The sequence below is a fragment of the Pseudomonas brassicacearum genome (assembly GCF_000585995.1).
In the GTDB taxonomy this organism is placed as follows: domain Bacteria; phylum Pseudomonadota; class Gammaproteobacteria; order Pseudomonadales; family Pseudomonadaceae; genus Aquipseudomonas; species Aquipseudomonas brassicacearum_A.
Genome location: NZ_CP007410.1, coordinates 1420468 through 1446978 on the forward strand (window position 1 = coordinate 1420468; position 26511 = coordinate 1446978).

Annotated in this window: 22 protein-coding genes and 2 tRNA genes; 6 read left to right on the plus strand and 18 right to left on the minus strand. The window is 61.5% G+C overall.

What is annotated here, in order from left to right; translation table 11 throughout:
• Positions 1-48: 48 nt before the first annotated feature.
• Entirely contained in the window at positions 49-828 is a 780-nt protein-coding gene (fpr, locus tag CD58_RS06140; protein WP_003198368.1) for a ferredoxin-NADP reductase, read from the plus strand.
• 194 nt (positions 829-1022) lie between these two features.
• Here the strand turns inward: fpr and tsaA are convergent, their stop codons facing one another.
• From tsaA to rimO, 5 genes are all read right to left on the minus strand, one after another.
• Entirely contained in the window at positions 1023-1721 is a 699-nt protein-coding gene (gene tsaA / locus CD58_RS06145) for a tRNA (N6-threonylcarbamoyladenosine(37)-N6)-methyltransferase TrmO (protein ID WP_025212170.1), read from the minus strand.
• 239 nt (positions 1722-1960) lie between these two features.
• Positions 1961-2422, minus strand: a complete 462-nt coding sequence (locus CD58_RS06150; protein ID WP_025212171.1) for a DUF1456 family protein — start codon at positions 2420-2422, stop codon at positions 1961-1963.
• A gap of 57 nt (positions 2423-2479) precedes the next feature.
• Positions 2480-3190, minus strand: coding sequence for an rRNA pseudouridine synthase (locus tag CD58_RS06155; RefSeq protein WP_025212172.1), 711 nt, complete (start codon positions 3188-3190; stop codon positions 2480-2482).
• 82 nt (positions 3191-3272) lie between these two features.
• Positions 3273-3746 (minus strand): GNAT family N-acetyltransferase, encoded by a 474-nt coding sequence (locus CD58_RS06160; protein ID WP_025212173.1) that lies wholly within the window; start codon positions 3744-3746, stop codon positions 3273-3275.
• Positions 3747-4004: 258 nt separating this feature from the next.
• Positions 4005-5345, minus strand: coding sequence for a 30S ribosomal protein S12 methylthiotransferase RimO (gene rimO, locus CD58_RS06165; RefSeq protein WP_025212174.1), 1341 nt, complete (start codon positions 5343-5345; stop codon positions 4005-4007).
• A 335-nt stretch (positions 5346-5680) separates the two neighbouring features.
• Here rimO and CD58_RS06170 point away from each other — a divergent pair, with 335 nt between their 5' ends.
• A complete protein-coding gene (locus CD58_RS06170; protein ID WP_419178832.1) occupies positions 5681-7522 on the plus strand; it encodes a potassium transporter Kup in 1842 nt (613 codons plus the stop codon).
• Positions 7523-7779: 257 nt separating this feature from the next.
• Here the strand turns inward: CD58_RS06170 and CD58_RS06175 are convergent, their stop codons facing one another.
• The 4 genes from CD58_RS06175 to CD58_RS06190 form a co-directional block, all read right to left on the minus strand.
• Positions 7780-9069 (minus strand): virulence factor family protein, encoded by a 1290-nt coding sequence (locus tag CD58_RS06175; RefSeq protein WP_025212176.1) that lies wholly within the window; start codon positions 9067-9069, stop codon positions 7780-7782.
• Positions 9069-11711 carry a bifunctional lysylphosphatidylglycerol flippase/synthetase MprF gene (gene mprF / locus CD58_RS06180; protein ID WP_025212177.1) on the minus strand — a complete coding sequence of 881 codons (2643 nt, stop codon included), beginning with the start codon at positions 11709-11711 and terminating at the stop codon, positions 9069-9071. Before mprF ends, CD58_RS06175 begins: the two co-directional genes overlap by 1 nt.
• Positions 11712-11862: 151 nt before the next feature.
• Positions 11863-11939, minus strand: a tRNA-Met gene (locus CD58_RS06185).
• A gap of 219 nt (positions 11940-12158) precedes the next feature.
• A tRNA-Met gene (locus tag CD58_RS06190) sits at positions 12159-12235 on the minus strand.
• A gap of 282 nt (positions 12236-12517) precedes the next feature.
• Here CD58_RS06190 and dinB point away from each other — a divergent pair.
• A complete protein-coding gene (gene dinB, locus CD58_RS06195; RefSeq protein WP_025212178.1) occupies positions 12518-13579 on the plus strand; it encodes a DNA polymerase IV in 1062 nt (353 codons plus the stop codon).
• A gap of 55 nt (positions 13580-13634) precedes the next feature.
• On the opposite strand, the gene CD58_RS06200 is transcribed toward dinB, so the two are convergent.
• The 4 genes from CD58_RS06200 to CD58_RS06215 form a co-directional block, all read right to left on the minus strand.
• Complete coding sequence (locus CD58_RS06200) at positions 13635-14588, minus strand: hypothetical protein (RefSeq protein WP_025212179.1); 954 nt, start codon at positions 14586-14588, stop codon at positions 13635-13637.
• A gap of 17 nt (positions 14589-14605) precedes the next feature.
• Positions 14606-16321, minus strand: coding sequence for a proline--tRNA ligase (locus CD58_RS06205; protein WP_025212180.1), 1716 nt, complete (start codon positions 16319-16321; stop codon positions 14606-14608).
• A 129-nt stretch (positions 16322-16450) separates the two neighbouring features.
• Complete coding sequence (locus tag CD58_RS06210) at positions 16451-18010, minus strand: AmpG family muropeptide MFS transporter (RefSeq protein WP_025212181.1); 1560 nt, start codon at positions 18008-18010, stop codon at positions 16451-16453.
• Positions 18011-18054: 44 nt separating this feature from the next.
• On the minus strand, positions 18055-18408 hold the full coding sequence (locus tag CD58_RS06215; RefSeq protein ID WP_025212182.1) for an MGMT family protein: 354 nt from the start codon (positions 18406-18408) through the stop codon (positions 18055-18057).
• A gap of 155 nt (positions 18409-18563) precedes the next feature.
• Between CD58_RS06215 and CD58_RS06220 the strand changes: the two genes are divergently transcribed.
• Positions 18564-19571 carry a DUF481 domain-containing protein gene (locus CD58_RS06220; protein WP_025212183.1) on the plus strand — a complete coding sequence of 336 codons (1008 nt, stop codon included), beginning with the start codon at positions 18564-18566 and terminating at the stop codon, positions 19569-19571.
• Between the two features lie 195 nt (positions 19572-19766).
• Here CD58_RS06220 and CD58_RS06225 read toward each other — a convergent pair whose 3' ends face one another.
• The gene (locus tag CD58_RS06225; RefSeq protein ID WP_002554837.1) at positions 19767-19976 is read right to left on the minus strand and encodes a cold-shock protein; all 210 of its coding nucleotides are present in this window, start codon (positions 19974-19976) and stop codon (positions 19767-19769) included.
• 354 nt (positions 19977-20330) lie between these two features.
• Here CD58_RS06225 and dcd point away from each other — a divergent pair, with 354 nt between their 5' ends.
• Together dcd and CD58_RS06235 are read left to right on the plus strand one after the other, a co-directional pair.
• A complete protein-coding gene (gene dcd, locus CD58_RS06230; protein ID WP_003184751.1) occupies positions 20331-20897 on the plus strand; it encodes a dCTP deaminase in 567 nt (188 codons plus the stop codon).
• A gap of 99 nt (positions 20898-20996) precedes the next feature.
• The gene (locus tag CD58_RS06235; protein WP_025212184.1) at positions 20997-21212 is read left to right on the plus strand and encodes a hypothetical protein; all 216 of its coding nucleotides are present in this window, start codon (positions 20997-20999) and stop codon (positions 21210-21212) included.
• A gap of 27 nt (positions 21213-21239) precedes the next feature.
• On the opposite strand, the gene pdeM is transcribed toward CD58_RS06235, so the two are convergent.
• The 4 genes from pdeM to CD58_RS06255 all read right to left on the minus strand — a co-directional run bounded on the left by pdeM (position 21240) and on the right by CD58_RS06255 (position 26499).
• Entirely contained in the window at positions 21240-21896 is a 657-nt protein-coding gene (gene pdeM, locus CD58_RS06240; RefSeq protein ID WP_025212185.1) for a ligase-associated DNA damage response endonuclease PdeM, read from the minus strand.
• On the minus strand, positions 21896-24382 hold the full coding sequence (locus CD58_RS06245) for a ligase-associated DNA damage response DEXH box helicase (protein ID WP_025212186.1): 2487 nt from the start codon (positions 24380-24382) through the stop codon (positions 21896-21898). The genes pdeM and CD58_RS06245 overlap by 1 nt, the downstream gene beginning before the upstream one ends.
• Before the next feature lie 220 nt (positions 24383-24602).
• A complete protein-coding gene (locus CD58_RS06250) occupies positions 24603-25367 on the minus strand; it encodes an ABC transporter ATP-binding protein (RefSeq protein ID WP_025212187.1) in 765 nt (254 codons plus the stop codon).
• A gap of 13 nt (positions 25368-25380) precedes the next feature.
• Complete coding sequence (locus tag CD58_RS06255) at positions 25381-26499, minus strand: succinylglutamate desuccinylase/aspartoacylase family protein (RefSeq protein ID WP_025212188.1); 1119 nt, start codon at positions 26497-26499, stop codon at positions 25381-25383.
• Between the last annotated feature and the right edge of the window lie 12 nt (positions 26500-26511).

Here is a 26511-nt window from a genome sequence, read left to right on the forward strand (position 1 = left end):
AATTGCGCACATTGACGACGCAGGCATCATTCCCAGGAGTCCCCGTACATGAGCAACATGAACCACGAGCGTGTCCTCAGTGTTCATCACTGGAACGACACTCTGTTCAGCTTCAAGTGCACCCGCGATCCGGGCCTGCGCTTCGAGAACGGTCAGTTCGTGATGATCGGCCTGCAGCAGCCCAATGGCCGCCCGCTTATGCGCGCTTACTCGATTGCCAGCCCGAACTGGGAAGAGCATCTCGAATTCTTCAGCATCAAGGTGCCTGACGGTCCACTGACTTCCCAGTTGCAGCATCTGAAGGAAGGCGACGAGATCATCATCAGCAAGAAGCCCACCGGCACGCTGGTGCTGGACGACCTCAAGCCTGGCAAGCATTTGTACCTGCTCAGCACCGGCACCGGTCTGGCGCCGTTCATGAGCGTCATCCAGGATCCGGAAACCTATGAGCGTTTCGAAAAAGTGATCCTGTGCCACGGCGTGCGTTACGTCAATGAAGTCGCCTACCGCGAGTTCATCACCGAGCACTTGCCCCAGAATGAGTTCTTCGGCGAAGCGCTGCGGGAAAAGCTGATCTACTACCCGACCGTGACTCGCGAGCCGTTCGAAAACGAAGGCCGCCTGACCGACCTGATGCGCAGTGGCAAGCTGTTCCGCGACATCGGCCTGCCACCGATCAACCCGCAGGACGACCGTGCGATGTTGTGCGGCAGCCCGAGCATGCTCGACGAAACCAGTGAAGTGCTCAACAGCTTCGGCCTGACCGTTTCGCCGCGCATGCGTGAGCCGGGTGATTACCTGATCGAGCGGGCGTTTGTAGAGAAGTAAGGTGTTGTGGTGACTGATAGATCGCCATCGCGAGCAAGCTCGCTCCCACATGGGGATTTGGATTGAATCCAAACGCGTGAACAACCTGTGGGAGCGAGCTTGCTCGCGATGGCAGCGACTCGGTCCAACTGACAGAGCATAAAAAAGCCCGCGCCGCCTGATAAAGGCCGCGCGGGCTTTTTCGTTTCCGGGTTTTATTTAACGACAGGAACGACTTCCAACACACGGATCAACCCCGGCTGCGGGTAATGCCAGCGAACGTCCAGGTCCCAGAACTGTGCGCCGTATTCCCGTTCGACGGTAGGAATCTGGTACGCCGGGCGTGGGTCTTGGGCCAGGCACTGTTCGATCAGCTCCACCAAGGGCTCTGCCAGGCGCGTGGCGTGAGCCCGGGCTTGTAGCAGGGCTGTGTCCGCCCATTGCACGGGGATCAGCTCAGGCGCCGCACTGGCGATGTTGTTGGAGGCCGCGCCGATGATGTCGGCGTAAGGCACGTAGGGCTTGATGTCCAGCACCGGCGTGCCGTCCAGCAGGTCGATGCCCGAGATCCAGAGCCGACCGGCCTCGACCCGTTCCAGCTTAACCACCGACTGGCCGATGCCATTGGGGCGGTGGGTGGCGCGGGTGGCGAATACGCCCATGGACTTATTGCCGCCCAAGCGCGGCGGACGGACCTTCAACCGTGGCTTGTCTTCCAGTGCCTGATGGAACAGGAACAGCAGCCAGACATGACTGACCTGCTCCAAGCCCTGCACCGCATCACCCTGATCGAACGGCGCCACCAGCTCCAGCACTCCGCGTGCGGCCGGGGCCAGTTGCGGTTGGCGAGGGATGGCGAACTTCTCCTTGAAACAGGAGCGGACGAAGCCGATGGGAGAGACGCTGTAGGTCATGGGTTGGGATCGAGGCGAGGTTGAAAGGGCATCATAGCGCGAGAGCTGAAATCGACACGGTCCTCTGTGGCGAGGGAGCTTGCTCCCGCTGGGCTGCGAAGCGCCCCCCCTGGTGTTGTCTGACACACCGCGAGGGGACGCTGCACGTCCAGCGGGAGCAAGCTCCCTCGCCACAAAAGCCCCCAGGATTCAGCGGTTCTTCAAAACAAAAGTTTTCAGGATTCAGCTGTCCTTCAAAGTCAGCCGCGAACGCGCAGCGTCAGGCCCTTGAGGAAGTTGCGCAGCAACTGGTCGCCGCACGGGCGATAGTTGGTATGACCGAATTTGCGGAACAGTGCACTCAATTCCGGCTTGGACACCGGGAACTCGGCGGCCTTGAGGATGGCGTGCATGTCGTCTTCCTTAAGCTCGAAGGCCACCCGCAGTTTCTTGAGAATGATGTTGTTGGTCACCGGCACTTCGATTGGTTGCGGCGCACGGCTTTCGTCCTTGCCACGCTTGAAGATCACCAGGCCATCGAGAAAATGCGCCATGACGTCATCAGGGCAGAACACAAAACCTTCTTCTTCATCTTTCTTGAGGTAGCCCGCCAGGTCCGCCAGGGACACGTCCAGGCCGCCAAGCTTGATGATCTCGATGACTTTCTTGTCGCTGATGTCGAGCATGTAGCGCACGCTGCGCAGTACGTCGTTGTGAACCATGTGTGCAATCCTGATTAATCGGCAGTGGGCGCCCCAACTCGGTGCGGCGCCGGAAAATTAGAATTTCTCTTTGGTAGACAGGTAGCGCCACTGGCCCAACGGCACCTTGCCGATGGACACGCCGCCGATGCGGATGCGACGGATGGCGACCACCTTGAGGCCGACCGCCTGGCAGAACAGCGCGATCACGCCCGGTTGCGGGTTCTTCATGGCAAAGCGCAGGCGGTTCTCGTTTTGCCAGCTGGCCTTGACCGCTGGCAGCTCTTTGCCTTTGTAGGTCAGGCCATGGTTCAAACGATTGAGACCATGGGCGACCATCTCGCCTTCGACTTCCACCACGTATTCCTGCTCGATCTTGGCGGCATCGGCGGTGAGCTTGCGCAAGATCTTCCAGTCCTGGGTGAACACCAGCAGCCCACTGGCGTTGGCCTGCAGGTCGGCGCTGGCGGTCAGGCGCAGGAAGTGGCCCTTGAGCGGTCGCTTGCCGAAGCGGTGCTCCTCGCTCAGGGTCTGCGGCCCAAGGGACGCCATCGCGGTGTCCACATCCATGCCCACCGGGGCGTTCAGTAGAAGGGTCACCGGTTCCGGCGCGGTGGCCTTGGCCTCGGGGTCCAGTTCAACTGTCTGGGTGGTGACCTTGAATTGCGGCTCGTCGATCACTTCGCCATCCACGGTGACCCAGCCGCCCTCGATGAACAGCTCAGCCTCCCGACGGGAACAGCCGACGAGTTCGATGAGGCGTTTGGAGAGACGAATCGGGTCAGTCATGACAGGGCCGTAACAAAAAGAGGGTGGGCATTGTACCTGCCTGGCGCCGGTTAATCGCGGGTCCATTTGCCTTGTGTGGCTTTTAGCCGCGTCGGGCCTTGAGGTCCGGCTGTTTGTAGCGCATGTGCAGCAGCGGGTAAGGCTGGTTCATGCCGTCCCGTTCCGAGCGGCCGACCACTTCGAAGCCTTGCTTGAGGTAAAAGCCCAGGGCTTGCGGGTTCTGTTCGTTGACATCCAGTTGATCGGCGTTCAGCTGTTCCATGGCGTAGCGCAGCAGTTGCTTGCCCAGGCCCTGGCCGCGGTGCTGCGGGTCGATGAAGAGCATCTCGATCTTGCCGGCCGCGACGCCGGCGAAACCGGTGATTCGCTGGCGAGCGTCGCGGGTGCAAATGAGCATCACCGCGTCCAGGTAGCGGGTCAGCACCAGGTTCTTCAGCAGCTCGATGTAGCTGTCCGGCAGAAAATCATGGGTGGCCCGCACCGACGCCTCCCAGACCCGGGTCAGTTCCTCATAGTCGCTCGGTTTCGGTGTATGGATGACCGAATGCTGCCGCATGCCCGCCTGTTCCTTATGCTGGATGTCCGGTGTTTCTCCATACGATAGCCGTAAAAAAGCCCCGCATCTTGTCGCAAGGCGGGGCTTTTAAAATTTTTGAGGTGGGCGAGTTAATAGCTGTAAGCACAGAACCTGTGGCGAGGGAGCTTGCTCCCGCTGGGCAGCGCAGCGGCCCCCGCTTTTTGCGATTGCTGCGCAATCGAGCGGGAGCAAGCTCCCTCGCCACAAAAGCCCGCTCGGCTTAAGCCCAGGCCTGGATCAACCGATCTGTTCAGCCCACAAGTCATATTCGTCGGCGTCGGTCACCTTGCACCAGACCTTGTCGCCTGGCTTGAGGTTGCTGCCGTTGTCGATGAAGACGTTGCCATCGATTTCCGGCGCGTCGAAGAAGCAACGGCCCACGGCACCTTGCTCGTCCACTTCATCCACCAAGACTTCGATTTCACGGCCGATGCGCATTTGCAGGCGCGCGGAGCTGATGGCTTGCTGGTGCGCCATGAAACGCTCCCAACGGTCCTGCTTGACGTCATCCGGTACCACGTCAAGGTCCAGGTCGTTGGCCGGTGCGCCTTCGACGGGGGAATACTGGAAGCAGCCGACACGGTCGAGCTGGGCTTCGGTCAGCCAGTCCAGCAGGTACTGGAAGTCTTCTTCGGTCTCGCCGGGGAAGCCGACGATGAAGGTCGAACGGATGATCAGGTCCGGGCAGATTTCGCGCCAGTTCTTGATGCGGGCCAGGGTCTTGTCTTCGAAAGCCGGGCGCTTCATGGCCTTGAGGACTTTCGGGCTGGCGTGCTGGAACGGGATGTCCAGGTACGGCAGGATCTTGCCGGCCGCCATCAGCGGGATCAGCTCGTCGACATGCGGGTACGGGTAGACGTAATGCAAGCGGACCCAGACGCCGAGGGTGCTGAGGGCTTCGCACAGTTCGGTCATGCGGGTTTTCACCGGCGCGCCGTTCCAGAAACCGGTGCGGTATTTCACGTCGACGCCGTAGGCGCTGGTGTCCTGGGAAATCACCAGCAACTCTTTGACGCCGGCCTTGACCAGGCGCTGGGCCTCGTCGAGCACATCGCCCACCGGGCGGCTCACCAGTTTGCCGCGCATCGACGGGATAATGCAGAAGCTGCAGCTGTGGTTGCAGCCTTCGGAGATCTTCAGGTAGGCGTAGTGGCGCGGGGTCAGCTTGATGCCCTGTGGCGGCACCAGGTCGATCAGCGGGTTATGGTCCTGGCGTGGCGGCACTGCGTCGTGCACGGCGTTGACCACCTGCTCGTACTGCTGCGGGCCGGTCACGGCCAACACGCTCGGGTGCACGTTGCGGATGTTGCCTTCTTCCACGCCCATGCAGCCGGTGACGATGACCTTGCCGTTTTCCTTGATGGCTTCGCCGATCACTTCCAGGGATTCAGCCTTGGCCGAGTCGATGAAGCCGCAGGTGTTGACCACTACCACGTCGGCGTCCTGGTACGTGGACACAACGTCATAGCCTTCCATGCGCAGCTGGGTCAGGATGCGCTCGGAGTCGACCAGAGCTTTCGGGCAACCCAGGGATACGAAGCCAACCTTCGGATTGGCTGGCGCGGTAGTGGTGGACATGTCTAACCTCGGTGTAGGGGGGATCGTCTCTTGCCGAGACAGGGCGCCTGGCGCGCCTCTGATCAAAAAGTGCGCAATTCTATCCATGGTCGACGCACTTGACCAGCTTTATACCGGGAAATACGACGAGTGCTGCGCTATGCTTCGCGCCTTTACGTTCTGTAGATTTCTATAGTCAACAAAACGTCTGTAACAACACGTAAAACAGCGCATGCTGCTTCAACAAGGCAAAGTGCTTCGTTCAAGCAGGCAGGTTTGGCAATCAGGAGTGTTGGATGGGTCATGCAAGTAGTCAGGCGGCGGGTGCCGAGCATTCGGCAGCGAAGCCGGTGAGCATGCTGGTCGCGGCGGTCGGAGTGGTTTATGGCGACATCGGCACGAGCCCGTTATACACCCTCAAAGAAGTGTTTTCCGGCGGTTATGGCGTACCTGTCAGTCACGACGGGGTGCTGGGGATTCTGTCGCTGATTTTCTGGTCGCTGATCTGGGTCGTGTCGATCAAGTACATGATGTTCGTCCTGCGCGCCGACAACCAGGGCGAGGGCGGGATCATGGCGCTCACCGCCCTGGCGCGGCGAGCCGCGGCGGGAAGGGCGCGACTGCGGACATTCCTGGTGGTCTGCGGCTTGATCGGCGCGGCGCTGTTCTACGGCGACAGCATGATCACGCCGGCGATTTCCGTACTCTCGGCCATTGAAGGCCTGGGCCTGGCGTTCGAAGGCATCGACCACTGGGTGGTGCCGCTGTCGTTGGTGGTGCTGGTTGGGCTGTTTCTGATCCAGCGCCACGGCACGGCACGGATCGGCACCCTATTCGGCCCGATCATGGTGACCTGGTTCCTGGTGCTCGCCGCCTTGGGTGTGTACGGCATCATTCAACACCCGGAAGTGATGCAGGCGGTGAACCCGGCCTGGGCCGTGCGTTTCTTTGTCGTTCATCCGGGCATGGGCGTGGCGATCCTCGGTGCCGTGGTACTGGCACTGACCGGCGCCGAAGCGCTGTACGCCGACATGGGCCACTTCGGCCGCAAGCCGATCGCTCGCGCCTGGTTCATCCTGGTGTTGCCGGCGCTGGTGCTCAACTATTTCGGTCAGGGTGCGTTGCTGCTGGGTGACCCGGAAGCGGCGCGTAACCCATTCTATCTGCTGGCGCCGAGCTGGGCGCTGATCCCGCTGGTGGGGCTGTCGACCCTGGCCACGGTGATCGCTTCGCAAGCGGTGATCTCCGGCGCGTTCTCCCTCACGCGTCAGGCGATTCAGCTCGGTTACATCCCGCGCATGTACATCCAGCACACCTCCAGCGCCGAGCAGGGCCAGATCTACATCGGCGCGGTGAACTGGTCGCTGATGGTCGGCGTGGTGCTGCTGGTGCTGGGTTTCGAGTCCTCGGGCGCATTGGCTTCGGCCTATGGCGTGGCCGTGACCGGCACCATGCTGATGACCACGATCCTGGTTTCGGCGGTCATGCTGCTGTTGTGGAAATGGCCACCGCTGCTGGCGGTGCCGGTGTTGATCGGTTTCCTTTTGGTGGACGGCCTGTATTTTGCCGCCAACGTGCCGAAGATCGTCCAAGGCGGCGCTTTCCCGGTCATCGCCGGCATTGCCTTGTTCGTGTTGATGACCACCTGGAAGCGCGGCAAGCAATTGTTGGTGGATCGCCTGGACGAAGGGGCGCTGCCGCTGCCGATCTTCATCAGCAGTATTCGCGTGCAACCACCCCATCGTGTCCAAGGTACGGCTGTGTTCCTGACCGCACGCTCGGACGCGGTGCCCCACGCGCTGTTGCACAACCTGCTGCACAACCAGGTGTTGCATGAACAAGTGGTGCTGCTGACCGTGGTGTACGAAGACATCCCCCGGGTACCGCCGCAGCGGCGCTTCGAGGTCGATGCCTACGGCGAAGGCTTCTTCCGGGTGATCCTGCATTTTGGCTTCACCGACGAGCCGGATGTCCCGCAGGCGCTCAAGCTTTGCCATTTGGATGACCTGGACTTCAGTCCGATGCGGACCACTTACTTCCTTAGCCGCGAAACGGTCATCGCTTCGAAACTCGAAGGCATGGCCCGCTGGCGCGAGGCCTTGTTCGCCTTCATGCTGAAGAACGCCAACGGCAATCTGCGCTTCTTCAATCTGCCGCTGAACCGGGTGATTGAGCTGGGGACGCAGGTCGAGATGTAGGCCTGGACCAAAAAGCCCCCGTTGCCTTGTGGCAGCGGGGGCTTTTTTGTGGGGCGCACAAATGCTGAAGGTGGGGTGTGCCTTGTGGGAGCGAGCTTGCTCGCGATGGCGGTGGCATATCCAGCATTGGGGCAAGCTGACCCGACGCTATCGCGAGCAAGCTCGCTCCCACATGAGGGGCCTGTGTAAACCCTGCAGCGACAAAAAAGCCCCGGCAACCGCAAGGCTGCCGGGGCTTTTTTCAGGCTTGCATCAGATCACTGTTCAGCAGCCTTGTTCTGCCGCTCGTTGATCTCGTCCACCAGGCGCTTGGCCAGGGCCGGGTAGTTTTCGTCGAAGTGATGGCCGCCAGGCAGCTTGATCGCTTCCCCGACGGCAGTCTTCTCGGTGCAGCCGCTTTCGTCCGCTTCTTCGCCGCCGTAGATGCACACCACTTTGTCCGCCGGCAGCTTGGCCATTTCCGGGCCGGTGGCGGCTTCGGTACCGGCGTTGCCGAGCCAGCCTTCGACTTCGATCTCGAAACTGCCGGTGCGGGCGAAGGCCAGCAGGATAATCGCATCGACCCGTTGTTGTTCGGTGGCCGGCAGACGATTGTAGATCGCTGGCAGCACGTCGGCGCCGAAGGAATAGCCGGTCAGGATGAAGCGCTTGGTGCCCCAGATCTGGCGGTAGTGCTGCATCAGTTCCGTCAGGTCCGCCGCGCTTTGCTCCGGGCTCTTGTGCTGCCAGTAGTAGCGCAGGGTGTCGATGCCGACCACGGGGTAGCCGATCTTGGCCATTTCATCCGCCACGTCGCGGTCCAGGTCACGCCAGCCGCCGTCTCCGGAGAGGAACAGGGTCACGGTGTCCCGCGCCTGGCTGGCGGGAACTTCCACCACAGGGATGCTCAGGCCGCCCTTGGCCTTATCGGTGCCCACCAGGATTTTGCGCAGTTCGTTGTTCAGCACCTGCGGCAGGTTGATGTCGTAGTCGCTGATGCTGGTTTCGGCATTCGACTGATCCCGTACGAAACCGGCGCTGGTGTCGTCAGGGTTATCGTTCCAGGCCACCAGCCAGTGGCCGTGGGCTGCGCTCTTGGGCAGCAAGTGCGTGCAGCCGGGCTTTTCCAGGGCCAGGTCCACTGAAACGGCCTTGGCCTTGTCGTCCTTCTGCTCCGCCAGCCAGCGCCAGGCCAGCACGGCGCCCGGGCCGATACCGCTGACCAGCGTGGCCGGCCCCTGGAGCTGCCGCAGGCCTGCCTGTAGGGCACGACCTTGCAGCATGCAGTCCTTGGGCAGGATTACCTGGACGATCTGCGCCGAGCCGCTGCGGCTGAGGGTCGTCAACTGCGTGTCGCTGAGCTTCTGGTCTTCATTGACGGCCACCAGCACTTGGGCGCGAGCCTTGGTGCCGGGGATGACCCGGGTCATCGGCACGCCGTCGGCGGGTTCCAGTTGTTCAAGGGTGGGTTGTGGGGCCGGGCGGTTCCAGTACCAATAACCGCCGCCGAGAATCACTGCCAGCACCAGCAGGGCGGCCACTATGTATCGCCAGGAGCGTTGCATCATCAGCGTTTCACCAATCCAGTCAGGCCGCCTGCAATCAGGGCGGCGGTATCGGCCAGGGCCACCAGCGGATCGAGTCCGGCGGGCACAGCCATGTAACGAGGTTCCCAGTCAGGCTGGAATTTGTCTTTGAAGCGGCGCAGCCCTTGGAAGTTGTAGAGCTGCTCGCCACGGCGGAACACCATCGAACCCAGGCGTTGGGTCAGTGGCGCGCCGCGACGTGGTTGCAGGCCCGACAACGGGACCATGCCGAGGCTGAAGCGGGTGTAGTCATGGTTTTTATAATGCTGGATCAGGCCGACCATCATGAATTCCATGGTCAGCTTCGGGGCTTCGGGGTGGGCGCGCATCAGGTCGAGGCTGGCCAGCTCGTGGCTGTGGGTTTCCAGCAGGTTGGCGAATGCCACCGGACGGCCTTCGAAACGGATCACCGCGATGCGGAAATGCTTGAGGTAGTCATCGCTGAAACGGCCCAGGGAGAAGCCTTTCTCGCGCACGTTCTTGCCCGTCAACCAGGCATCGGAAATGACCTTGAGCTCATCCATCGGCGCCTGGCCCGGCTCGTGGATCTCCAGCGACAGGCCGTCGCGGGTGCCACGGTTCCAGGTGTAGCGCAAATCCTTCATCTCTTTGCCCTTGGCCTCGAGATCGAAACGCTTGAGGTCGACCCGCGCTTCTTCCCCCAATTTGATCGCCGTCAGGCCGATGTCCATGTAGTACGGCAGGTTCTCGGCGCGCACCTGATAGAACACTGGGCGAGCGTGGTGGATGTCGCACAGGTCGCGGAATTGCCAGATCATTTCGGCCCGTTGCTGGGTGGGCCCGATCGGGTCGTACAGCGCCACCAGGCTACGGCCACGGCGGGCGTACATCAGGAACGCTTCGTCGTTGGGGTGAAACAGCAACGCCTTGTCACCGGTCAGGGACAGGCCGCCGTCGGGTTGCGACGACGCCATGAGGATCGTCTTGGCCCGCTCCAGCTCTTCAGCCGTCGGCAAGTGGATCACCGGCCGCGCGGTACGTAGTAGCCAGGTCAGAGACACCACCACCAGCAGGACCGCGGCGCCCAGCAGCGAGCGCAGGCCGCGAGGGGCGTCGGCATCGAGGGTGAACTGCCACCAGAGTTGATGGCTGTAGGGCACGTCCTGGTAGGCAAACAGCAGCAGCCAGATCGACGCGCCGAGCACACAGAGGCTGGCGATCAGGAACAGTGGGGAAAATGGCAGCTCGGTCAGGCGACTCGCTCGATAAAAGGAGCGCCGGAATACCGCCAGCAGCGCGGCGGTCAAGGTCAGCAGCGTGGCTTCTTCCCAGTCGAAACCCTTGAGCAGCGAGAGCAGGGCGCCCACCAGCAGCAGCACGGTGGTCAGCATCCAGGCGGCCGACAGGCGACGGCGCAAGCCCTGGGCGAGCAACAGGCACAGCACGCCCACCAGGCTGGCGCCGAAGTGCGATGCGTCGACCAAACGATGAGGGATCAGAAAACCAATGTGTTCCAGGCGCGTGTCGATCTCCGGTGTCACGCCGGAAAACAGCAGCACCACGCCAGACAGGAACACCAGCACCGCCAGGATCGGTGCCGCGAAACCTGACGCTACCCGCAGGGTCTGGCGCGTCTGGAATAGCCGCTGTGCCTCGTTGATCAGCAGCAGTACGCAGGCGACCAGCATCGGCAGCAGCACATAGATCAAGCGATACAGCAGCAGGGCGGCGGCCAGTGGCGCGGCCCCCAGTTTGTCGGCAAACGCGGCCAGCAGGATCGCTTCGAATACCCCGACCCCGCCCGGCACGTGACTGAGCACACCGGCGGCCAGCGCCAGCAGGTATACCAGCAGGAACGGGCCGAAGGGCGGTGCTTCAGGCAGCAGCAGATAAAGCACCGTAGCGGCCGCCGCGACATCCAGGGCAGTGATGACCAATTGCAGAAAAGTCAGGCGTCGGCCTGGCATACGCAGCGTCCGGCGCCCGGCCTTGACCAGCAGGGCGTCGCGATAGGGCTGCTCCGGCAGGCGTCGGCGATAAATGCCGATGGCCAGCACGCAGGTGAGCAGCAGCACCGCCACGGCAATCGCCCCCAGCAAGGTGGCTGGCAGGTGCAGCGCGGCAGACGCGGCGGGCAAGTTGCTGAGTGTTGCCAGGGCCGCCAGTGGCGGTAACGCGCAGCCCAGTGACAGGCTGGCGAACAGGGTCATGTGGGCGACATCCGACGCCCCCAAGCCATGACGCGCATACAAGCGGTACCGAACCGAACCGCCCGACAGCAACGACAGACCGATGGCGTTGCCGATGGCAAACGCAGTGAACCCGCCCAGGACCATGGTTTGCGGTGGCAGCGTCACGCCGGCATAGCGACTGGCGGACCATTCATAACCCAACAGAATGATGAAACCAGCCACCGTGGCGGCGATCGCGCCAAGCAGGGCAGGCCGGGGCACTTCCAGAATCGAGTCGTGCAGGGCGTACAGGTCGAGTTCGCTCAGCAGGTGGCGGCAGGCAATTAATGCAATCGCAAACAACAGCAGCGTGACGGCGAGGCCGATTGGCTGGCGGTATTGACTGATCCGATCCAGCCAGCGCAATCGCTCGGCCTTGATCGGTTGTGTCGCAGTAACGGAGTCTTGCGGGTCAGACGAGTGAGCGCGCATCAATCACCTCTTGAGCTATGCGCGACAGGATGGGGCTATCCAGCCAAGTTACCAATCCCTGCGGAAGAAAATAATTACAAAATCTTTGTAATGTAGTCTTTTTCGACACACACAAAAAAGGCCACTCTTTCGAGTAGCCTTTCTTGGTATTTGGTTGCGGGAGCCGGATTTGAACCGACGACCTTCGGGTTATGAGCCCGACGAGCTACCAGACTGCTCCATCCCGCGTCTGTGTGGCGGCATTCTACAGGCGAACGCTCGAGTGTCAACCGTTAAAAGGTCGTGGGGTCAAATAAGTGTCCCATCGGCCTTGGGGCGGTATAAATGCGCGAAATCAAAAGGAAATTGTCCTACAGCTTTCACGCGAGGTAGGCCGCGATGGAGCCACTGTGACAAAACAGGCACGCACAAAAAAGGCCACTCTTTCGAGTAGCCTTTCTTGATGTTTGGTTGCGGGAGCCGGATTTGAACCGACGACCTTCGGGTTATGAGCCCGACGAGCTACCAGACTGCTCCATCCCGCGTCTGTGTGGCGGCATTCTACAGAGGATCGAGCTGCTGTCAACCCTAGCGTGATAAAAATCTGTTCCGCTTCAAGCGCTTAGCCTTCGCTCAAGGCATTGTGACAGCGCTGTGACGCAGGCCTGGCAAGGGCTGGCGCTCTATTGAGCGGTTCGTTGCGATTGAAGAAGTAAATTTATGTAGGTTCTTTCCGGGCTCAGCGAAGGATCTTTCAAACTACTGGTGCTATATACAGGTGTCGATGCGATACTGGTGGCCCGATTCGTCGCACGCTCCGCTCTTCTATGACGCAACGTAAAATCATCCACGTCGACTGTGACTGTTTCTATGCCGCTATCGAGATGCGCGATGACCCGCGGCTGGCTGGCAAACCCCTGGCGGTCGGGGGATCGGCGGATCGGCGGGGGGTGATTGCCACTTGTAACTACGAAGCGCGGGCCTACGGTGTGCGCTCGGCCATGTCCTCCGGTCACGCCTTGAAACTTTGCCCGGACCTGACCATCGTCAAACCTCGAATGGATGCCTATCGGGAAGCGTCGAAGGAAATTCATACGATTTTCAGCGATTACACCGACCTGATCGAGCCGCTGTCCTTGGACGAAGCCTACCTGGATGTCTCCGCCAGCGACCATTTTGGCGGCAGTGCCACGCGCATCGCCCAGGACATTCGTCGGCGGGTTTCCAATCAGTTGCACATCACCGTTTCCGCCGGTGTCGCGCCGAATAAGTTTCTGGCCAAGATCGCCAGCGATTGGAAAAAGCCCAACGGGCTGTTCGTCATCACTCCTGATCAGGTCGAGGACTTCGTCTCGGCCCTGCCGGTGAGCAAGCTCCATGGTGTGGGCAAGGTCACCGCCGACAAGCTGAACAGGCTTGGTATTGTCGATTGCCAGCATTTGCGTCAATGGGACAAGTTGGCGCTGGTGCGTGAATTCGGCAGTTTCGGTGAGCGGCTGTGGAGCCTGGCCCGTGGGATCGATGAGCGCCTGGTGCATAACGACAGCCGGCGGCAGTCCATCAGTGTGGAAAACACCTACGACGTCGACCTGCCCGACCTGGTGAGTTGCCTCGACAAACTGCCGGAACTGATGGAAACCCTCAGCGGACGCATGGCGCGCATCGATAGCAGTTATCGACCGGGCAAGCCGTTCGTCAAAGTGAAATTCCATGACTTTACCCAGACCACGTTGGAGCAGGCCGGGGCAGGGCGGGACTTGGGCAGCTATCAGCTGTTACTGACCCAGGCGTTCAACCGTGGCGGTAAGCCGGTGCGGTTGTTGGGGATCGGGGTGCGGTTGGAAGATTTGCGGGGCGGGTTTGAGCAGTTGGAGTTGTTTGAGCGGTGAGGGGTTGGCTTTTGTGGCGAGGGAGCAAGCTCCCTCGCCACAGGGGGGGCTCGCTCTAGTTCGCCCCCGGATCCGCCACCAACCGCCCGCCATCCTTGGTCAGTGCTTTCAGGAACTCAGTCTGCAACTCTGGATCATTGCGGGTCAGTTCGATCAGGCTCTGTTCCAGCTCGCTGGCCTCTTCTTCAAGCCCTAGCTCCGACAGGCGCTTGACCCGGTGAACCCATTGGCTCACTTCGTCGTCTTCCAGGTCGTCGTAGATCAAGGCGTGGGCTTCCACCAGCTTGCTGCGCAAGGTGCTGCTGATGCTCAGGGATGAGTCGGAGTGCACCTCGTCCTGGGCGTCTGTCACGCTGATCTGCAATTTGCCGAATTGGCTCAGGTCCTGCTCGGCGAACGGGCTTTCCAGCAGGTTCAAGCGCAGTACGCCACTGCGGTCGGTACTCAGTTCGAAGGTCTGCCGGGCGGCCTTGACCTCCACTGGGCGTTCGCTCCAGGGCAGGCTCGAATGTTCCGTGCGTTTGTCGCGTTGGACTTCGTCGATACCTGCCAGGTTCTGCTGGGCACGGCCATGGGAAGGCGCGTTCATGAAGGGGTTGAGCCCGGCGAAGCCGTAGCTTATCCAGTCGCGGGTGACGCTGTCCGGCAGGCTGCCGAGGGCGAACACATTGACCACGTTGGCGCCGACGCCGGCCACCACCGCCACCGCGCCCAGGGGGATCTCGTAAACCTCCCGCCAGGGTTGGTAGGGCGTGTAGCGATCGTAACGGCGGGTGACCTCGAACTCAGTGACTTCGAAGGTCTTCTGCTCGTTGATCCGTACGCGACGCTGCGGCAGGTCGAGCACCTTGGGTTCGCCCACATCAATCTGCAGGCTGTGGTCGAGCAGTTTGCGCTCGACCCGCTCTTCGTGCTCGCTGCGCTGCGACATCTGGTTGGCACAGCCGCTGACCAGCAGGGCGCCGCACAGGGCGGCGCCACCGAGGCCTAAGGTGTTTCGCTTGAACATGACGTCTCTATCTGGTGTCAGCGGCGGATACGGGCCTGGAGGAACGACAGCACGTCGGCGACCGGCAGCGCTTGTGGCTCGGCCTCGGTGCGGCTCTTGTATTCCAGGTTGCCTTCGGCCAGGCCACGGTCACTGACGACGATCCGATGTGGGATGCCGATCAGTTCCATGTCCGCGAACTTGATGCCGGGGCTGGTTTTCTTGTCTCGGTCGTCCAGCAACACTTCGAAGCCGGCCGCCGTCAGTTCGGCGTAGAGCTTGTCGGTGGCCTCGCGAACCAGGTCGGTCTCGTAGCGCAGCGGCACCAGGGCCACCTGGAACGGCGCCAGTGTGTCGCTCCAGATGATGCCTTTGTCGTCGTTGTTCTGCTCGATGGCGGCGGCTACCACGCGGGAAACGCCGATGCCGTAGCAGCCCATTTCCAGGGTGACCGGCTTGCCGTTCTCGCCCAGCACTTCGCACTTCATCGCCTTGCTGTACTTGTTGCCCAGCTGGAAGATGTGCCCGACTTCGATGCCGCGCTTGATTTCCAGGGTGCCCTTGCCGTCCGGGCTCGGATCGCCAGCCACGACGTTGCGCAGGTCCGCCACGGTTGGAACTGGCAGGTCACGTTCCCAGTTCACGCCGAAATAGTGCTTATCGTCGACGTTGGCGCCGATGGCGAAGTCGCTCATCAATTCCACCGAGCGGTCGATGATGATCGGCAGCGGCAGGTTCAGTGGGCCGAGGGAGCCGGCACCGGCGCCGATGGCGTCGCGCAGTTCGGCTTCGGTGGCCATGACCAGCGGGCTGGCAACGCCTGGCTGGTTACCGGCCTTGATTTCGTTCAGCTCGTGATCGCCACGGATGATCAGGGCGATCAGCTTGCCGGCTTCTTCCGCCCGCACGATCAGGGTCTTGATGGTGCGCTCGATCGGCAGGTTGTAGCCTTCCACCAGCTGGGCGATGGTCTTGGCATTCGGCGTGTCCACCAGGCGCAGCTCTTCGGTCGGCGCGGCGCGGGACGTTTCCCGAGGCACGGCTTCGGCTTTCTCGATGTTCGCGGCGTAGTCTGAGCCATTGCTGAAGACGATGTCGTCTTCGCCAGACTCGGCCAGTACGTGGAACTCGTGGGAGCCGGCGCCGCCGATGGAGCCGTTATCGGCTTCAACCGGGCGGAATTTCAGGCCCAGGCGGGTGAACACGTTGCAGTATGCCTGGTGCATGCGGTCGTAGGTGACTTGCAGCGAGGCCAGGTCGCTATGGAACGAGTAGGCGTCCTTCATGATGAATTCGCGACCGCGCATCAGGCCGAAGCGTGGACGGATCTCATCGCGGAATTTGGTCTGGATCTGGTACAGGTTGATCGGCAGCTGCTTATAGCTGCTCAACTCGTTGCGCATCAGGTCGGTGATCACTTCTTCGTGGGTCGGGCCTGCACAGAAGTCGCGACCGTGACGGTCTTTGATGCGCAGCAGCTCAGGGCCGTATTCTTCCCAGCGCCCCGATTCCTGCCACAGCTCGGCCGGTTGGGTGCCCGGCATCAATACTTCCAGGGCGCCAGCGGCGTCCATCTCTTCACGAACGATGGCTTCCACCTTGCGCATGACGCGCAAACCCATCGGCAGCCAGGTGTACAGGCCGGAAGCGAGCTTGCGGATCATGCCGGCACGCAGCATCAGCTGATGGCTGATCACGACGGCGTCGGAAGGCGTTTCTTTCTGTGTGGCGAGCAAATATTGACTGGTGCGCATGGTTGGCCGTTGTCGGTTGCTGATGACGAGAAGTGACGGAGCATTGTACGGGCGAGATGCCCTGGCGTACAGGCGCGTGGCCGCTCGCCAGGTGCAAGCGCCGGTTTCTTCGGCGCCTGCTGAAGTTTCCTACGACTCTTCCGCGGGTCGGGTCGGCGCCGGTTCGCTGGCCGGTTCCAGGTCTTGGCGGCGGTTCTCCTGGAACCAGTGCAAGGCAATCAGGAGCAAGGTCGGAACGCCCAGCAGCGCGGTAATCAGGAAGAAATTGTGATAGCCGAATTTCTCCACCATCACCCCGGAATAGCCACCGATCAGGCGTGGCAGCAACAGCATGATCGAGCTGAGCAGGGCGTATTGGGTGGCGGAGAACTTCAGGTTGGTCAGGCTCGACAGGTAGGCGACGAACGCCGAGGTGGCGAGGCCGGAGCTGAAGTTGTCCAGGGAGATGGTGACAATCAGCATCTTCACGTTGGCGCCCATGTCGGTGAGCATCAGGAAGAGGATGTTGGTGCCGGCCGAGGCGACGCCGCCGATGAACAGGATGGGCAGGATGCCGAAGCGCACGATCAGCAAGCCGCCCATGCCCGCGCCGACGAGGGTCATGATCAACCCGAAAATCTTGCTGACGCTGGCGATCTGGTCCTTGGTGAAGCCTTGGTCGATGTAGAAGACGTTGGCCATGACGCCCATGACCGTGTCGGACATCCGGTAGGTCGCGATCAGCCCGAGCAGCAGAAGGGCCTGCCAGCGGTAGCGCAGGATGAAGTCGTTGACGGGCGTCAGCACCGGCGCCAGCCCACGGCGGCCCACGGCGGACAGGCACAAGGCCGTGAGGAGGATATAGAGGATGGCTCGCAGGAACGCGCGGTCCTGGAGCAACAGGTCGAGCAGGCTGACGCCTTCGAACAGCACGCTGGCGAAGTCGGTGTTGTAGAGCTGGGTGAACATCGCGGGCACCGACACCAGCAGCACGATCAGCACAAACACCGAGGCCAGTTGGTGAGCGAACGTGTAGCGGCCGGCCTGCAATTGAGTGCGCAGCGGCACTGGCGGTTCACGCATGAACAGGGAGGTGAGCAGCGCCGGGACCATCAATACGCCGAACAGCAGGTACGTACCGGCCCAGGCCGAGTGCTTATAGTTGAAGCCGGTGGAGCCGAAGCCTTCGGCGAAGAACAGGGCGCCAGCGGTGGCCAGCAGTGCGGCGATGCGGTAACCGGACATGTAGCTGGCGGCGAGTGCAGCCTGGCGGGTGTCGTCGGCGATCTCCAGGCGATAGGCGTCGACGGCGATGTCCTGGGTAGCCGAGGCGAAGGCTACGATCACGGCGATGGCAATCAACCATGACAAGTGTTTTTGGGGATCGCAGAAGCCCATGCCGATCAGGCCAAGGATCACCAGGCCCTGGGAAAGCACCAGCCATGAACGCCGACGCCCGAGTTTTCCCAGCAGCGGCAGGCGCCATTGGTCAAGCAGCGGCGACCAGACCCATTTAAAGGCGTATGCCAGGCCGATCAGGCTTGCGTATCCGATGGTTTCGCGGGCCACGCCGGCCTCGCGCAACCAGACTGACAGCGTGGAAAACACCAGCATGTATGGCAAGCCGGCGGCGAAGCCAAGCAGCAACAGCACGAGCGTCGAGGGACTGGCATAGGCGGCGAGGGCGGCGCGCCAGGTTTTACGGGGCATGGGCTGGAGTCTGCCTCAAAAATTGCGAAAACAAAGCGCGCACTCTAACCGCTGTGCTCTACCGGGCGCCAGCCATGGCGCTGAATATCAACACGATTATTCAGGACACTGATCCCTTCCGTGCGCAAGCGTGCGCGCTGTTCGTCCCCCGAGGCGCTCCCCGCCGGCAGACTGATCCGACCGCCGGCACCCAACACCCGATGCCAGGGCAGCTTCGTGTCGTTCGGCAACTGGCTGAGGGTGCGCCCTACCCAGCGCGCGGCGCGGCCCAGGCCGGCCATTTCGGCGAGCTGACCGTAAGTGACCACCTTGCCGGCCGGCACTTGTGCCAGGGTCAGGTAAAGGGTGGTGCGGCGGATTTGCGCGGCGTTTTCGGTGGCCGCTGGGGTGTCACTCATAAGAGGTTCCTGAAAGGATGTCCGTCCGTAGATTAATTCCTACAAGGCTGGTTGAGAAATGAACTCATCACCCATACGCGGGTCAGTCGTTGCTGAGGTGTCATCCTGGGGGATAATGCCGCCTTTTCACTGAAAACTTGAGCCCATTATCGCTTATGTTGTCTAGAACCCTGCTTTGCCTAGCTGTTACCAGCGCCTCCATGCCTTTGCTTGCCGATACCGTCTGGTTGAAGAACGGCGACAAGCTCACCGGTAAGATCACCGTTTTCGATGGCGGCAAATTGCTGATCCAGACCGATTACGCCGGCGCGATTCCCATCGACTGGAAACAGGTCAAGACCCTTGAGAGCGACCAGCAACTGCTGGTCAAGCAGGATGCCTACACGGGTGAGAAAGCCAAGGCCCTGCACGCCGCCGAGGACGGCAAGGTCACGCTAGCCAACGGCGATGCGCCCAAGACCGTCGAGCTGGCCAGCATCCAGCAAATCCTCAAGCCCAAGCCGGTGGTCGAGGACCTGGTGTGGAAGGGCAATATCGATGCCGCCCTGGATTATCAGCGCGCGGAAAACGATACCGATGATTACGACATCGATTTCAAGACCTCGGCACGCCACGGTAGATGGCGGCATACCGCCGAAGGCGAATATAACCGTGAGTTCCAGGACGACGTGGTTTCGGCCGACAACTGGAGGCTGGAGTATTCCCTTGATCGGTTTTTCACCGATAAATGGTTTTGGCAAGGTCGCTTGAACTACAAGCGCGACAAGGTTGAAGACCTGGCGCGTCAGCGCGTCGTGGGTACCGGTCCGGGCTATCAATTCTGGGATGACGAGCTGGGCGCGTTCTCGCTGGGCTCGCTGCTCAACCGCACCGACTATGAGTACCGCGATGGCGGTAAGGATAACTTCTATTCCGTGGCCATGAAGTGGGATTACAACCGCTACCTGATTGGCAAGCGCGTCGAGTTCTTCACCAACGGCGAAGTGGGTAAGCCGCTGTCCGACGTTGCGGATTATGCCTACGACGCAGAGATCGGGTTGCGCTACAAGGTGACCGATTGGGCCTCGCTCAATCTCAAGGCCGAGAAGGATGTCATCGAAGGCACTGAAGACAGTGACTTGAGCAAGACGCGGTACACGGCTGGATTTGGCGTCACCTGGTAATTCCAGGCCAACACAGACCTTAATGTGGGAGCGGGCTTGCTCGCGAAAGCGATGTGCCAGTCACTATATAGGTGACTGATACGACGCCTTCGCGAGCAAGCCCGCTCCCACAGTTTTTTGTGCGCCGGGGAAAATTGACAGGCACAAAAAAGCCCCGCTTTTGAGGGCGGGGCTTTTTACTAAAGCAAGGACAAGTTAGATAACTTGAACTTCTTCAGCTTGCATGCCTTTCTGACCGCGGGTAGCGATGAAAGAAACCTGTTGGCCTTCTTTCAGGCTTTTGAAGCCGTCGGATTGGATAGCTTTGAAGTGAACAAACAGGTCGTCACCGGATTGTGGGGTGATGAAGCCGAAGCCTTTTTCATCGTTGAACCACTTAACGGTACCAGTTTGGCGATTAGACATGGTGTAACTCCTTGAACAAAGATAACTGCGACTCAGGAAGAACCCTGGCCGAGACTGAGTGCAAAGAGCAGGAAAAATTCTTGTAGATGGTTGGATCGAAATTCAACATATCGTGTAGAGATTCTCAGTGACACAAGCAGCACAGTGGCGCCACCTTAACCCTTTTTCCGGAACGTGCCAATGGTCTTCGCGAAGGTTTCTCAGAATTAGTGACTGGCGGCGCGTGGTATTGCCGTCAGGACCCGGAAATCAAGGTGGATCGGCGAGAATTGCGTCCGGCGCTTTGAACCCGGCCCCGCGCCCCGGTAAGATGCCGGACGTATTTTTTCCACCTCGCTATTCAGGAAACCCGCCATGAGCATCAAATCGGACAAGTGGATTCGCCGCATGGCGCAAGAGCACGGCATGATCGAGCCCTTCGTCGAGCGCCAGATGCGTGGCGAAGGCGCCGACCGGTTGATTTCCTTCGGCGTCTCCAGCTATGGCTACGACGTGCGCTGCGCCGATGAATTCAAGGTGTTTACCAACATCAATTCGGCCACCGTCGACCCGAAGAACTTCGACGAGAAGAGCTTCGTCGACGTCAAGAGTGACGTTTGCATCATCCCGCCGAACTCTTTCGCCCTGGCCCGCACCGTCGAGTACTTCCGTATTCCGCGCAACGTGCTGACCATCTGCCTGGGCAAAAGCACCTATGCCCGTTGCGGCATCATCGTCAACGTCACGCCGCTGGAGCCGGAGTGGGAAGGCCACGTGACCCTGGAATTCTCCAACACCACGACCCTGCCGGCGAAAATCTACGCCAACGAGGGCGTGGCGCAGATGCTGTTCCTGGAGTCCGATGAAGAGTGTGAAGTGTCCTACAAAGACCGTGGCGGTAAGTACCAGGGCCAGCGCGGCGTGACGCTACCGCGTACCTGATTCAGACGAACTGTTGGAATTCCTGGGCGGGCAGACACTCTATTGCGTGTACTGCCCGTTTTTGCGTCAGCGCACCGGGCTTCGCCCAGGAGTTGTTCTATGAAGATCGATCCGCGAATCAGTGCCGAACTGGCAAAGCTTGAGCCCAATCAGATCGGCGTGATGGCCTGGTCATTGCTGGCCCATCCTGCCGAAGTGGCGGGCGGCATTCCCGGCCAGCCCGATCCCGATACCCCCAACGAACAACCTAACGAACCCACTGAACCCGGTGAACCGACCCTGCCGGACGAGCCGCCTCCTGCGCCTGTTGCCTGATGAGATCATGGTCCGTTGCCTGGTTGTTCAGTTAACGGGCCATATTTCGTTATCGCCGATGACAAATATCCTGCAGTCATTGTCCTGCTCGACCTGATAGCCGCCCGTAAAAGCTCCAAAGGCCGGCAGCAGGCTGACTTCGCCGCCCAGCCGGAAACACGGCAGCCGCAGGCGTTGCCGGCCCTTACCGCTGAGGCGATAGACCGGGTGCACATGGCCAGCCAGCACATGGCGGCAGGGGTGTGGGTCTGGTTCGTGCTGCACGGCGAATGGCCCCAGCAGCATAGGCTCCGGCACGACGCGAATATCCAGCGCTGACGGTGGATCGCCGGCGCGCTTGTCATGGTTGCCTCGAATTAACGTCATGGCCAGGTGCTGATGTCGTTCACGCCAATCGGAAAGGGCCTTCAAGGTACCTGGCGCATGAGAGCCGGGGCCGTGAAGAAAATCTCCCAGAAAAATCAGTTGTCGACACGACAGACTCGCCAGTAGCGCATCCAGTACCGCGATGTTGCTGGCGGTCGTACCGTGGGGCACCGGTTGCCCCAGGCTTCGATAAGCGGCGGCCTTGCCGAAGTGGACATCGGCCACCATCAGGGTTTCCTGGGCGGGCCAGTACAGGGCTTTCTCCGGTAGCAACCAAAGTTCTTCGCCGGCCAGGTTGACGGGATAAGGCGCGGGCATCAGCGGGCACCGCGATCGGCGGTTTTTTCCAGCTCGCTGACCATCCGTCGGATCCTGTCGGCAAGTTTTTCCGAGCTCATGCTTTCCCTGAACCGCTCCACCAGCAACGGAAATCCGAGCGGGGTGGGGCGCTTGATGACATGCAGGTCCAGTTTCAAGGTGTTGAGGCGTTCCAAGGTCTGCTCCAATCGACGAATATCCAATTCTTCCCGCAAGACTTCCTCCCCGGCCTGGGCAAGCAGGAGGTTGTCGGCGTCATATTGCTTGAACACTTGAAAGAACAAGCCGCTGGAGGCCTGGACTTGTCGGGTGCTTTTCGGGGCTCCGGGGTAGCCGGCGAATACCAGCCCGGCGATCCGGGCGATTTCGCGAAAGCGCCTGAGGGCCAGCTCCCCGGCATTCAGGCTCGCGAGCACGTCGGACAGCAAGTTGTCGGCTCTTAGCAGCGCCGGGTTCAGGTGCCGAGACCAATCCACTGCCGTGGCGCTGAGCAATTCCAGGCCGTAGTCGTTGACCGCAATGGAAAAGGTCAGCGGTTGTTGCTGACTGACGCGCCAAGCCAGCAGGCTGGCCAGCCCCAGATGAACCTGGCGCCCGGCAAATGGGTACAGGAACAGATGCCAGCCTTCCCGGGACTTCAGTGCTTCGGCCAACAGCGTGGTTTGCGTGGGCAAGCCGGACCAGCGCTGTTGGGTCAACAGCAACGGTTGCACGGCTTGCATCTCCGGCCCTTCGAAGCGGCCCATGGCGGCCTCGCTCAGGCGCGCTACCACCGCTGCCGCCAGTTCGCTGGAAAGCGGCATCCGTCCGCCGTTCCAGCGCGGCACAGCGGCTTTTTTCGCCTGGCTGCGACGCACGTAGGCGGTCATGTCTTCGACGCGGACCAATTCCAGCAATCGTCCGGCGAACAGGAAGCCATCGCCGGGCCGCAGGCGGGCAATGAAACCTTCTTCCACACTGCCCAGGGTCTTACCGCCACCGCCCTTGCTCCAGAATTTCAATTGCAGGCTGGCATCGCTGACGATGGTGCCGATGCTCATGCGGTGACGTCGGGCCAGGCGCGCGTCGGGGACGCGCCAGATCCCGTGTTCATCCGGTTCGACCCTTCGGTAGTCGGGATAGGCGGTCAAGGACAGGCCGCCGTGGCGCACGAACGCCAGGGCCCAGGCCCATTCGGCTTCGTTCAGGTCACGATAGGCCCAGGCGCCGCGCACTTCCTCGAGCAATTCTTCGGGAACGAAGCCGCCGCCCAGGGCCATGCTGACCAGATGCTGCACCAGCACATCCAGGGGTTTGTGGGGCGACTCACGGGGTTCGATGCGCCGTTGGGCCACGGCATCCTGGGCGGCGGCGGCTTCGATCAGTTCCAGGCTATGGGTCGGCACCAGCGTTACCCGCGAGGTCCGTCCCGGCGCATGACCGGAACGCCCGGCACGTTGCATCAGCCGGGCCACGCCCTTGGCCGAGCCAATCTGCAGCACCCGCTCCACCGGCAGAAAATCCACCCCCAGGTCCAGGCTGGACGTGCAGACCACGGCTTTAAGCTGACCGTCCTTGAGCGCGCGTTCCACCCAGTCGCGAGTGTCCCGGGACAATGAACTGTGGTGCAGCGCGATCAGCCCGGCCCAATCCGGTCTTGCTTCGAGAATGGCCTGGTACCAGATTTCCGCTTGCGCCCGGGTGTTGGTGAACACCAGGCAACTGCGGCTGGCGTCGATTTGCGCGACGACCTGAGGCAGCATCTTCAGACCGATGTGCCCGGCCCACGGAAAGCGCTCGAGGGCCGGGGGCAGCAGCGTGTCGACCTGCAGCGTCTTGTCGTTGGCCCCTTGCACGCTGACCCCGTTGCCTTGGGGGATCAATACCTGTTCGGCGTGGGCCTGGTTTCCCAACGTGGCGGAGATGCCCCAGACGATGAGTCCGGGATGCCAGTGCCGCAAGCGGGCCAAGGCCAGTTGCAATTGCACACCGCGCTTGTTGCCGAGCAACTCGTGCCATTCGTCCACCACGACCATGCGCAGGGTCGAGACGGCGGTTTGCGCATCGGCACGGGCGAGCATCAGGGTCAGGCTTTCGGGGGTAGTGATCAGTGCGGTGGGCAGGCGCCGGCCTTGGCGAGCACGTTCGCTGGCGCTGGTATCGCCGGTGCGCAGGCCGACGCTCCAGGGCAGCTGCAGGTCCGCCAGCGGAGCTTCGAGGGCTTTGCCGGTGTCGGCGGCCAGCGCTCGCATCGGGGTGATCCACAGGACGGTCAGTGGTTCGGCCGGTGGTTTGCGTTTGCGCGGTTTGTCCGTAGGAGGGGCGGGGCGGGCGAAACGATTGAGAGCCGCGAACCATACGGCGTAGGTCTTGCCGGCACCGGTGTTGGCATGCAGCAACCCGGACTCACCACGCTTGACGGCGGTCCAGACCTGCTTCTGAAAAGCGAACGGCTTCCAGCCGCGGACGCTGAACCACTGGTTTGCGAAGTTGTTGGATGTCGCCATGCCTGCCGCGTGCGTCCTGAAGGTCCTTCTTCAGTGACCACGGCGAGATATGAAAGGTTTTATGCCCAAGGGGATCGTCTGGCCGGAAGGCTCTTGTGGCGAGGGAGCTTGCTCCCGCTGGGCTGCGAAGCGGCCCCCTGGTTCTGGCTGACACACCGCAGGGGGCCGCTTCGCGCCCCAGCGGGAGCAAGCTCCCTCGCCACGGGGCTTGCCAGGGAGTTTATTTCAGGTTGCCACTGAGAAACTGCTTGAGCCGTTCGCTCGTGGGGTTGCCCAGCACGTCTTCCGGCGCGCCTTCTTCTTCCACCAGGCCCTGGTGCAGGAAGAGCACCTGGTTCGAGACTTTCCGGGCGAAGCTCATTTCGTGGGTCACCATGATCATGGTCCGGCCTTCTTCGGCCAGGCCCTGGATCACTTTCAAGACTTCGCCCACCAGTTCCGGGTCCAGGGCCGAGGTGGGTTCGTCGAACAGCATGACCTCGGGTTCCATGGCCAGCGCCCGGGCAATCGCCACGCGCTGTTGCTGGCCGCCGGACAGGAACGCCGGGTATTGCTCGGCCACCCGTGCCGCCAGGCCGACCTTGTCGAGGTAGCGGCGGGCACGGTCGTCGGCTTCCTGTTTGCTGATACCCAATACCCGGCGTGGCGCCATGGTGATGTTTTCCAGCACGGTCATGTGGCTCCACAAATTGAAGTGTTGGAACACCATGGCCAGGCGCGTGCGGATGCGTTGCAGCTCATCGGCGTCGGCCACGTGCATGCCGTGGCGGTCCTTGATCATCTGGATTGCCTGGCCATCCAGGCTCATGGCGCCGTCGTTGGGTTGCTCCAGGAAATTGATGCAGCGCAAGAAGGTACTTTTGCCCGAGCCGCTGGCGCCAATCAGGCTGATGACGTCGCCGGTCTTGGCCTTGAGCGAAACGCCTTTGAGCACCTGATGTTCGCCATAGCTTTTATGCAGGCCTTCGATGGTCAGTTTGTACATGGAACGGGCATCCTCAAGGCGAAAGTAGGTAGCCACTGCGGTAGGCTTCGGTGCCAGCGACATGGGCGATCACCATGCCGGCAGTGGCCATGCGGCGCAGCGAACGGGCGTATAGCAGGCCGGCATTGCGGCAATGAACGGGCGTGACGGTGTCGTTGACCGGGTCGATAATCTCAGCCACCAGTTGCCCGGCCTCCAGGTACTCGCCGGGTAGGGCGCTGTAGACCAGCAGCCCACCCACAGGTGTGGCGACCGGTTCCACGCCGGCCAGCGGCGTGGCCGGGTAGGGCAGGTCGGGCAAGGGCATCGGTTCGCCGTCGATGGCGCCGAAGCGGATCAGGTATTCGATCAGGGCCTGGCAGTCGAGGCTCGCCAGGCCATGGTTGACGTCGCCCTGGCCGCGCAACTCCACGGTGACCGAAAAGCTGCCCAAGGGAATCTCGAAGCGCTCGCCGAAGCGTTCCTTGAGCTGCCACCAGAGCAGCGTGAAGCACTCATCGAACGACTGGCCCCCCGAGTCGGTGGCGAGCAAACTGGCCTCGGCACCGATGTAGCGCGCCAAGGGCTCGACCTGCGGCCAGGCTTCCGGCGTGGTGTACAAGTGGGCCACGGCTTCGAAGTCGCAGTGCAGGTCCAGCACCATGTCGGCGTCGCAGGCCAGCCGTTGCAGGGCCAGGCGCAGGGATTGCAGCTGCGTGCTGGCGGTTTGTCGGGAAAGGGCATCGCGCAGGCTGGTGCGGATCAGCATCAGGTTGTGCTGCGGATCGTCGGTGAGCAGGCCTTCGATTTCGTTGCCGATTTCTTCGCTCAGGTCGACGAACCGACGGTTGAAGTTCTGTCCGCTCTCCATTTCATAGCGCCCCAGGGGCACGTCCATCAGCACTTGTTCAAGGCCGATAGGGTTGGCGACGGGCACCAGCACGATCTCGTGCCGCAGATGCCCGGACGCCTCGAGTTCGGCCAGGCGCTGCTTGAGGTGCCAGGACACCAGCATGCCGGGCAGCTCATCGGCGTGCAGGGACGACTGGATGTAGATTTTGCCGACGGCTTTTTCCGGGCCGAAGTGGAAGCTGTGGATCTTGCGTGCGGTCCCCGGCAGCGGGGCCAGCAGGTCATGAATCTGGTGGCGCATTGCTTGTGTGTC

Excerpts from the sequence above, each read along its gene's own strand:
- fpr (WP_003198368.1), top strand. The coding sequence starts at position 49 with ATGAGCAACATGAACCACGAGCGTGTCCTCAGTGTTCATCACTGGAAC.
- tsaA (WP_025212170.1), bottom strand. The coding sequence starts at position 1,721 with ATGACCTACAGCGTCTCTCCCATCGGCTTCGTCCGCTCCTGTTTCAAG.
- CD58_RS06150 (WP_025212171.1), bottom strand. The coding sequence starts at position 2,422 with ATGGTTCACAACGACGTACTGCGCAGCGTGCGCTACATGCTCGACATC.
- CD58_RS06155 (WP_025212172.1), bottom strand. The coding sequence starts at position 3,190 with ATGACTGACCCGATTCGTCTCTCCAAACGCCTCATCGAACTCGTCGGC.
- CD58_RS06160 (WP_025212173.1), bottom strand. The coding sequence starts at position 3,746 with ATGCGGCAGCATTCGGTCATCCATACACCGAAACCGAGCGACTATGAG.
- rimO (WP_025212174.1), bottom strand. The coding sequence starts at position 5,345 with ATGTCCACCACTACCGCGCCAGCCAATCCGAAGGTTGGCTTCGTATCC.
- CD58_RS06170 (WP_419178832.1), top strand. The coding sequence starts at position 5,681 with ATGCTGGTCGCGGCGGTCGGAGTGGTTTATGGCGACATCGGCACGAGC.
- CD58_RS06175 (WP_025212176.1), bottom strand. The coding sequence starts at position 9,069 with ATGATGCAACGCTCCTGGCGATACATAGTGGCCGCCCTGCTGGTGCTG.
- mprF (WP_025212177.1), bottom strand. The coding sequence starts at position 11,711 with ATGCGCGCTCACTCGTCTGACCCGCAAGACTCCGTTACTGCGACACAA.
- dinB (WP_025212178.1), top strand. The coding sequence starts at position 12,518 with ATGACGCAACGTAAAATCATCCACGTCGACTGTGACTGTTTCTATGCC.
- CD58_RS06200 (WP_025212179.1), bottom strand. The coding sequence starts at position 14,588 with ATGTTCAAGCGAAACACCTTAGGCCTCGGTGGCGCCGCCCTGTGCGGC.
- CD58_RS06205 (WP_025212180.1), bottom strand. The coding sequence starts at position 16,321 with ATGCGCACCAGTCAATATTTGCTCGCCACACAGAAAGAAACGCCTTCC.
- CD58_RS06210 (WP_025212181.1), bottom strand. The coding sequence starts at position 18,010 with ATGCCCCGTAAAACCTGGCGCGCCGCCCTCGCCGCCTATGCCAGTCCC.
- CD58_RS06215 (WP_025212182.1), bottom strand. The coding sequence starts at position 18,408 with ATGAGTGACACCCCAGCGGCCACCGAAAACGCCGCGCAAATCCGCCGC.
- CD58_RS06220 (WP_025212183.1), top strand. The coding sequence starts at position 18,564 with ATGTTGTCTAGAACCCTGCTTTGCCTAGCTGTTACCAGCGCCTCCATG.
- CD58_RS06225 (WP_002554837.1), bottom strand. The coding sequence starts at position 19,976 with ATGTCTAATCGCCAAACTGGTACCGTTAAGTGGTTCAACGATGAAAAA.
- dcd (WP_003184751.1), top strand. The coding sequence starts at position 20,331 with ATGAGCATCAAATCGGACAAGTGGATTCGCCGCATGGCGCAAGAGCAC.
- CD58_RS06235 (WP_025212184.1), top strand. The coding sequence starts at position 20,997 with ATGAAGATCGATCCGCGAATCAGTGCCGAACTGGCAAAGCTTGAGCCC.
- pdeM (WP_025212185.1), bottom strand. The coding sequence starts at position 21,896 with ATGCCCGCGCCTTATCCCGTCAACCTGGCCGGCGAAGAACTTTGGTTG.
- CD58_RS06245 (WP_025212186.1), bottom strand. The coding sequence starts at position 24,382 with ATGGCGACATCCAACAACTTCGCAAACCAGTGGTTCAGCGTCCGCGGC.
- CD58_RS06250 (WP_025212187.1), bottom strand. The coding sequence starts at position 25,367 with ATGTACAAACTGACCATCGAAGGCCTGCATAAAAGCTATGGCGAACAT.
- CD58_RS06255 (WP_025212188.1), bottom strand. The coding sequence starts at position 26,499 with ATGCGCCACCAGATTCATGACCTGCTGGCCCCGCTGCCGGGGACCGCA.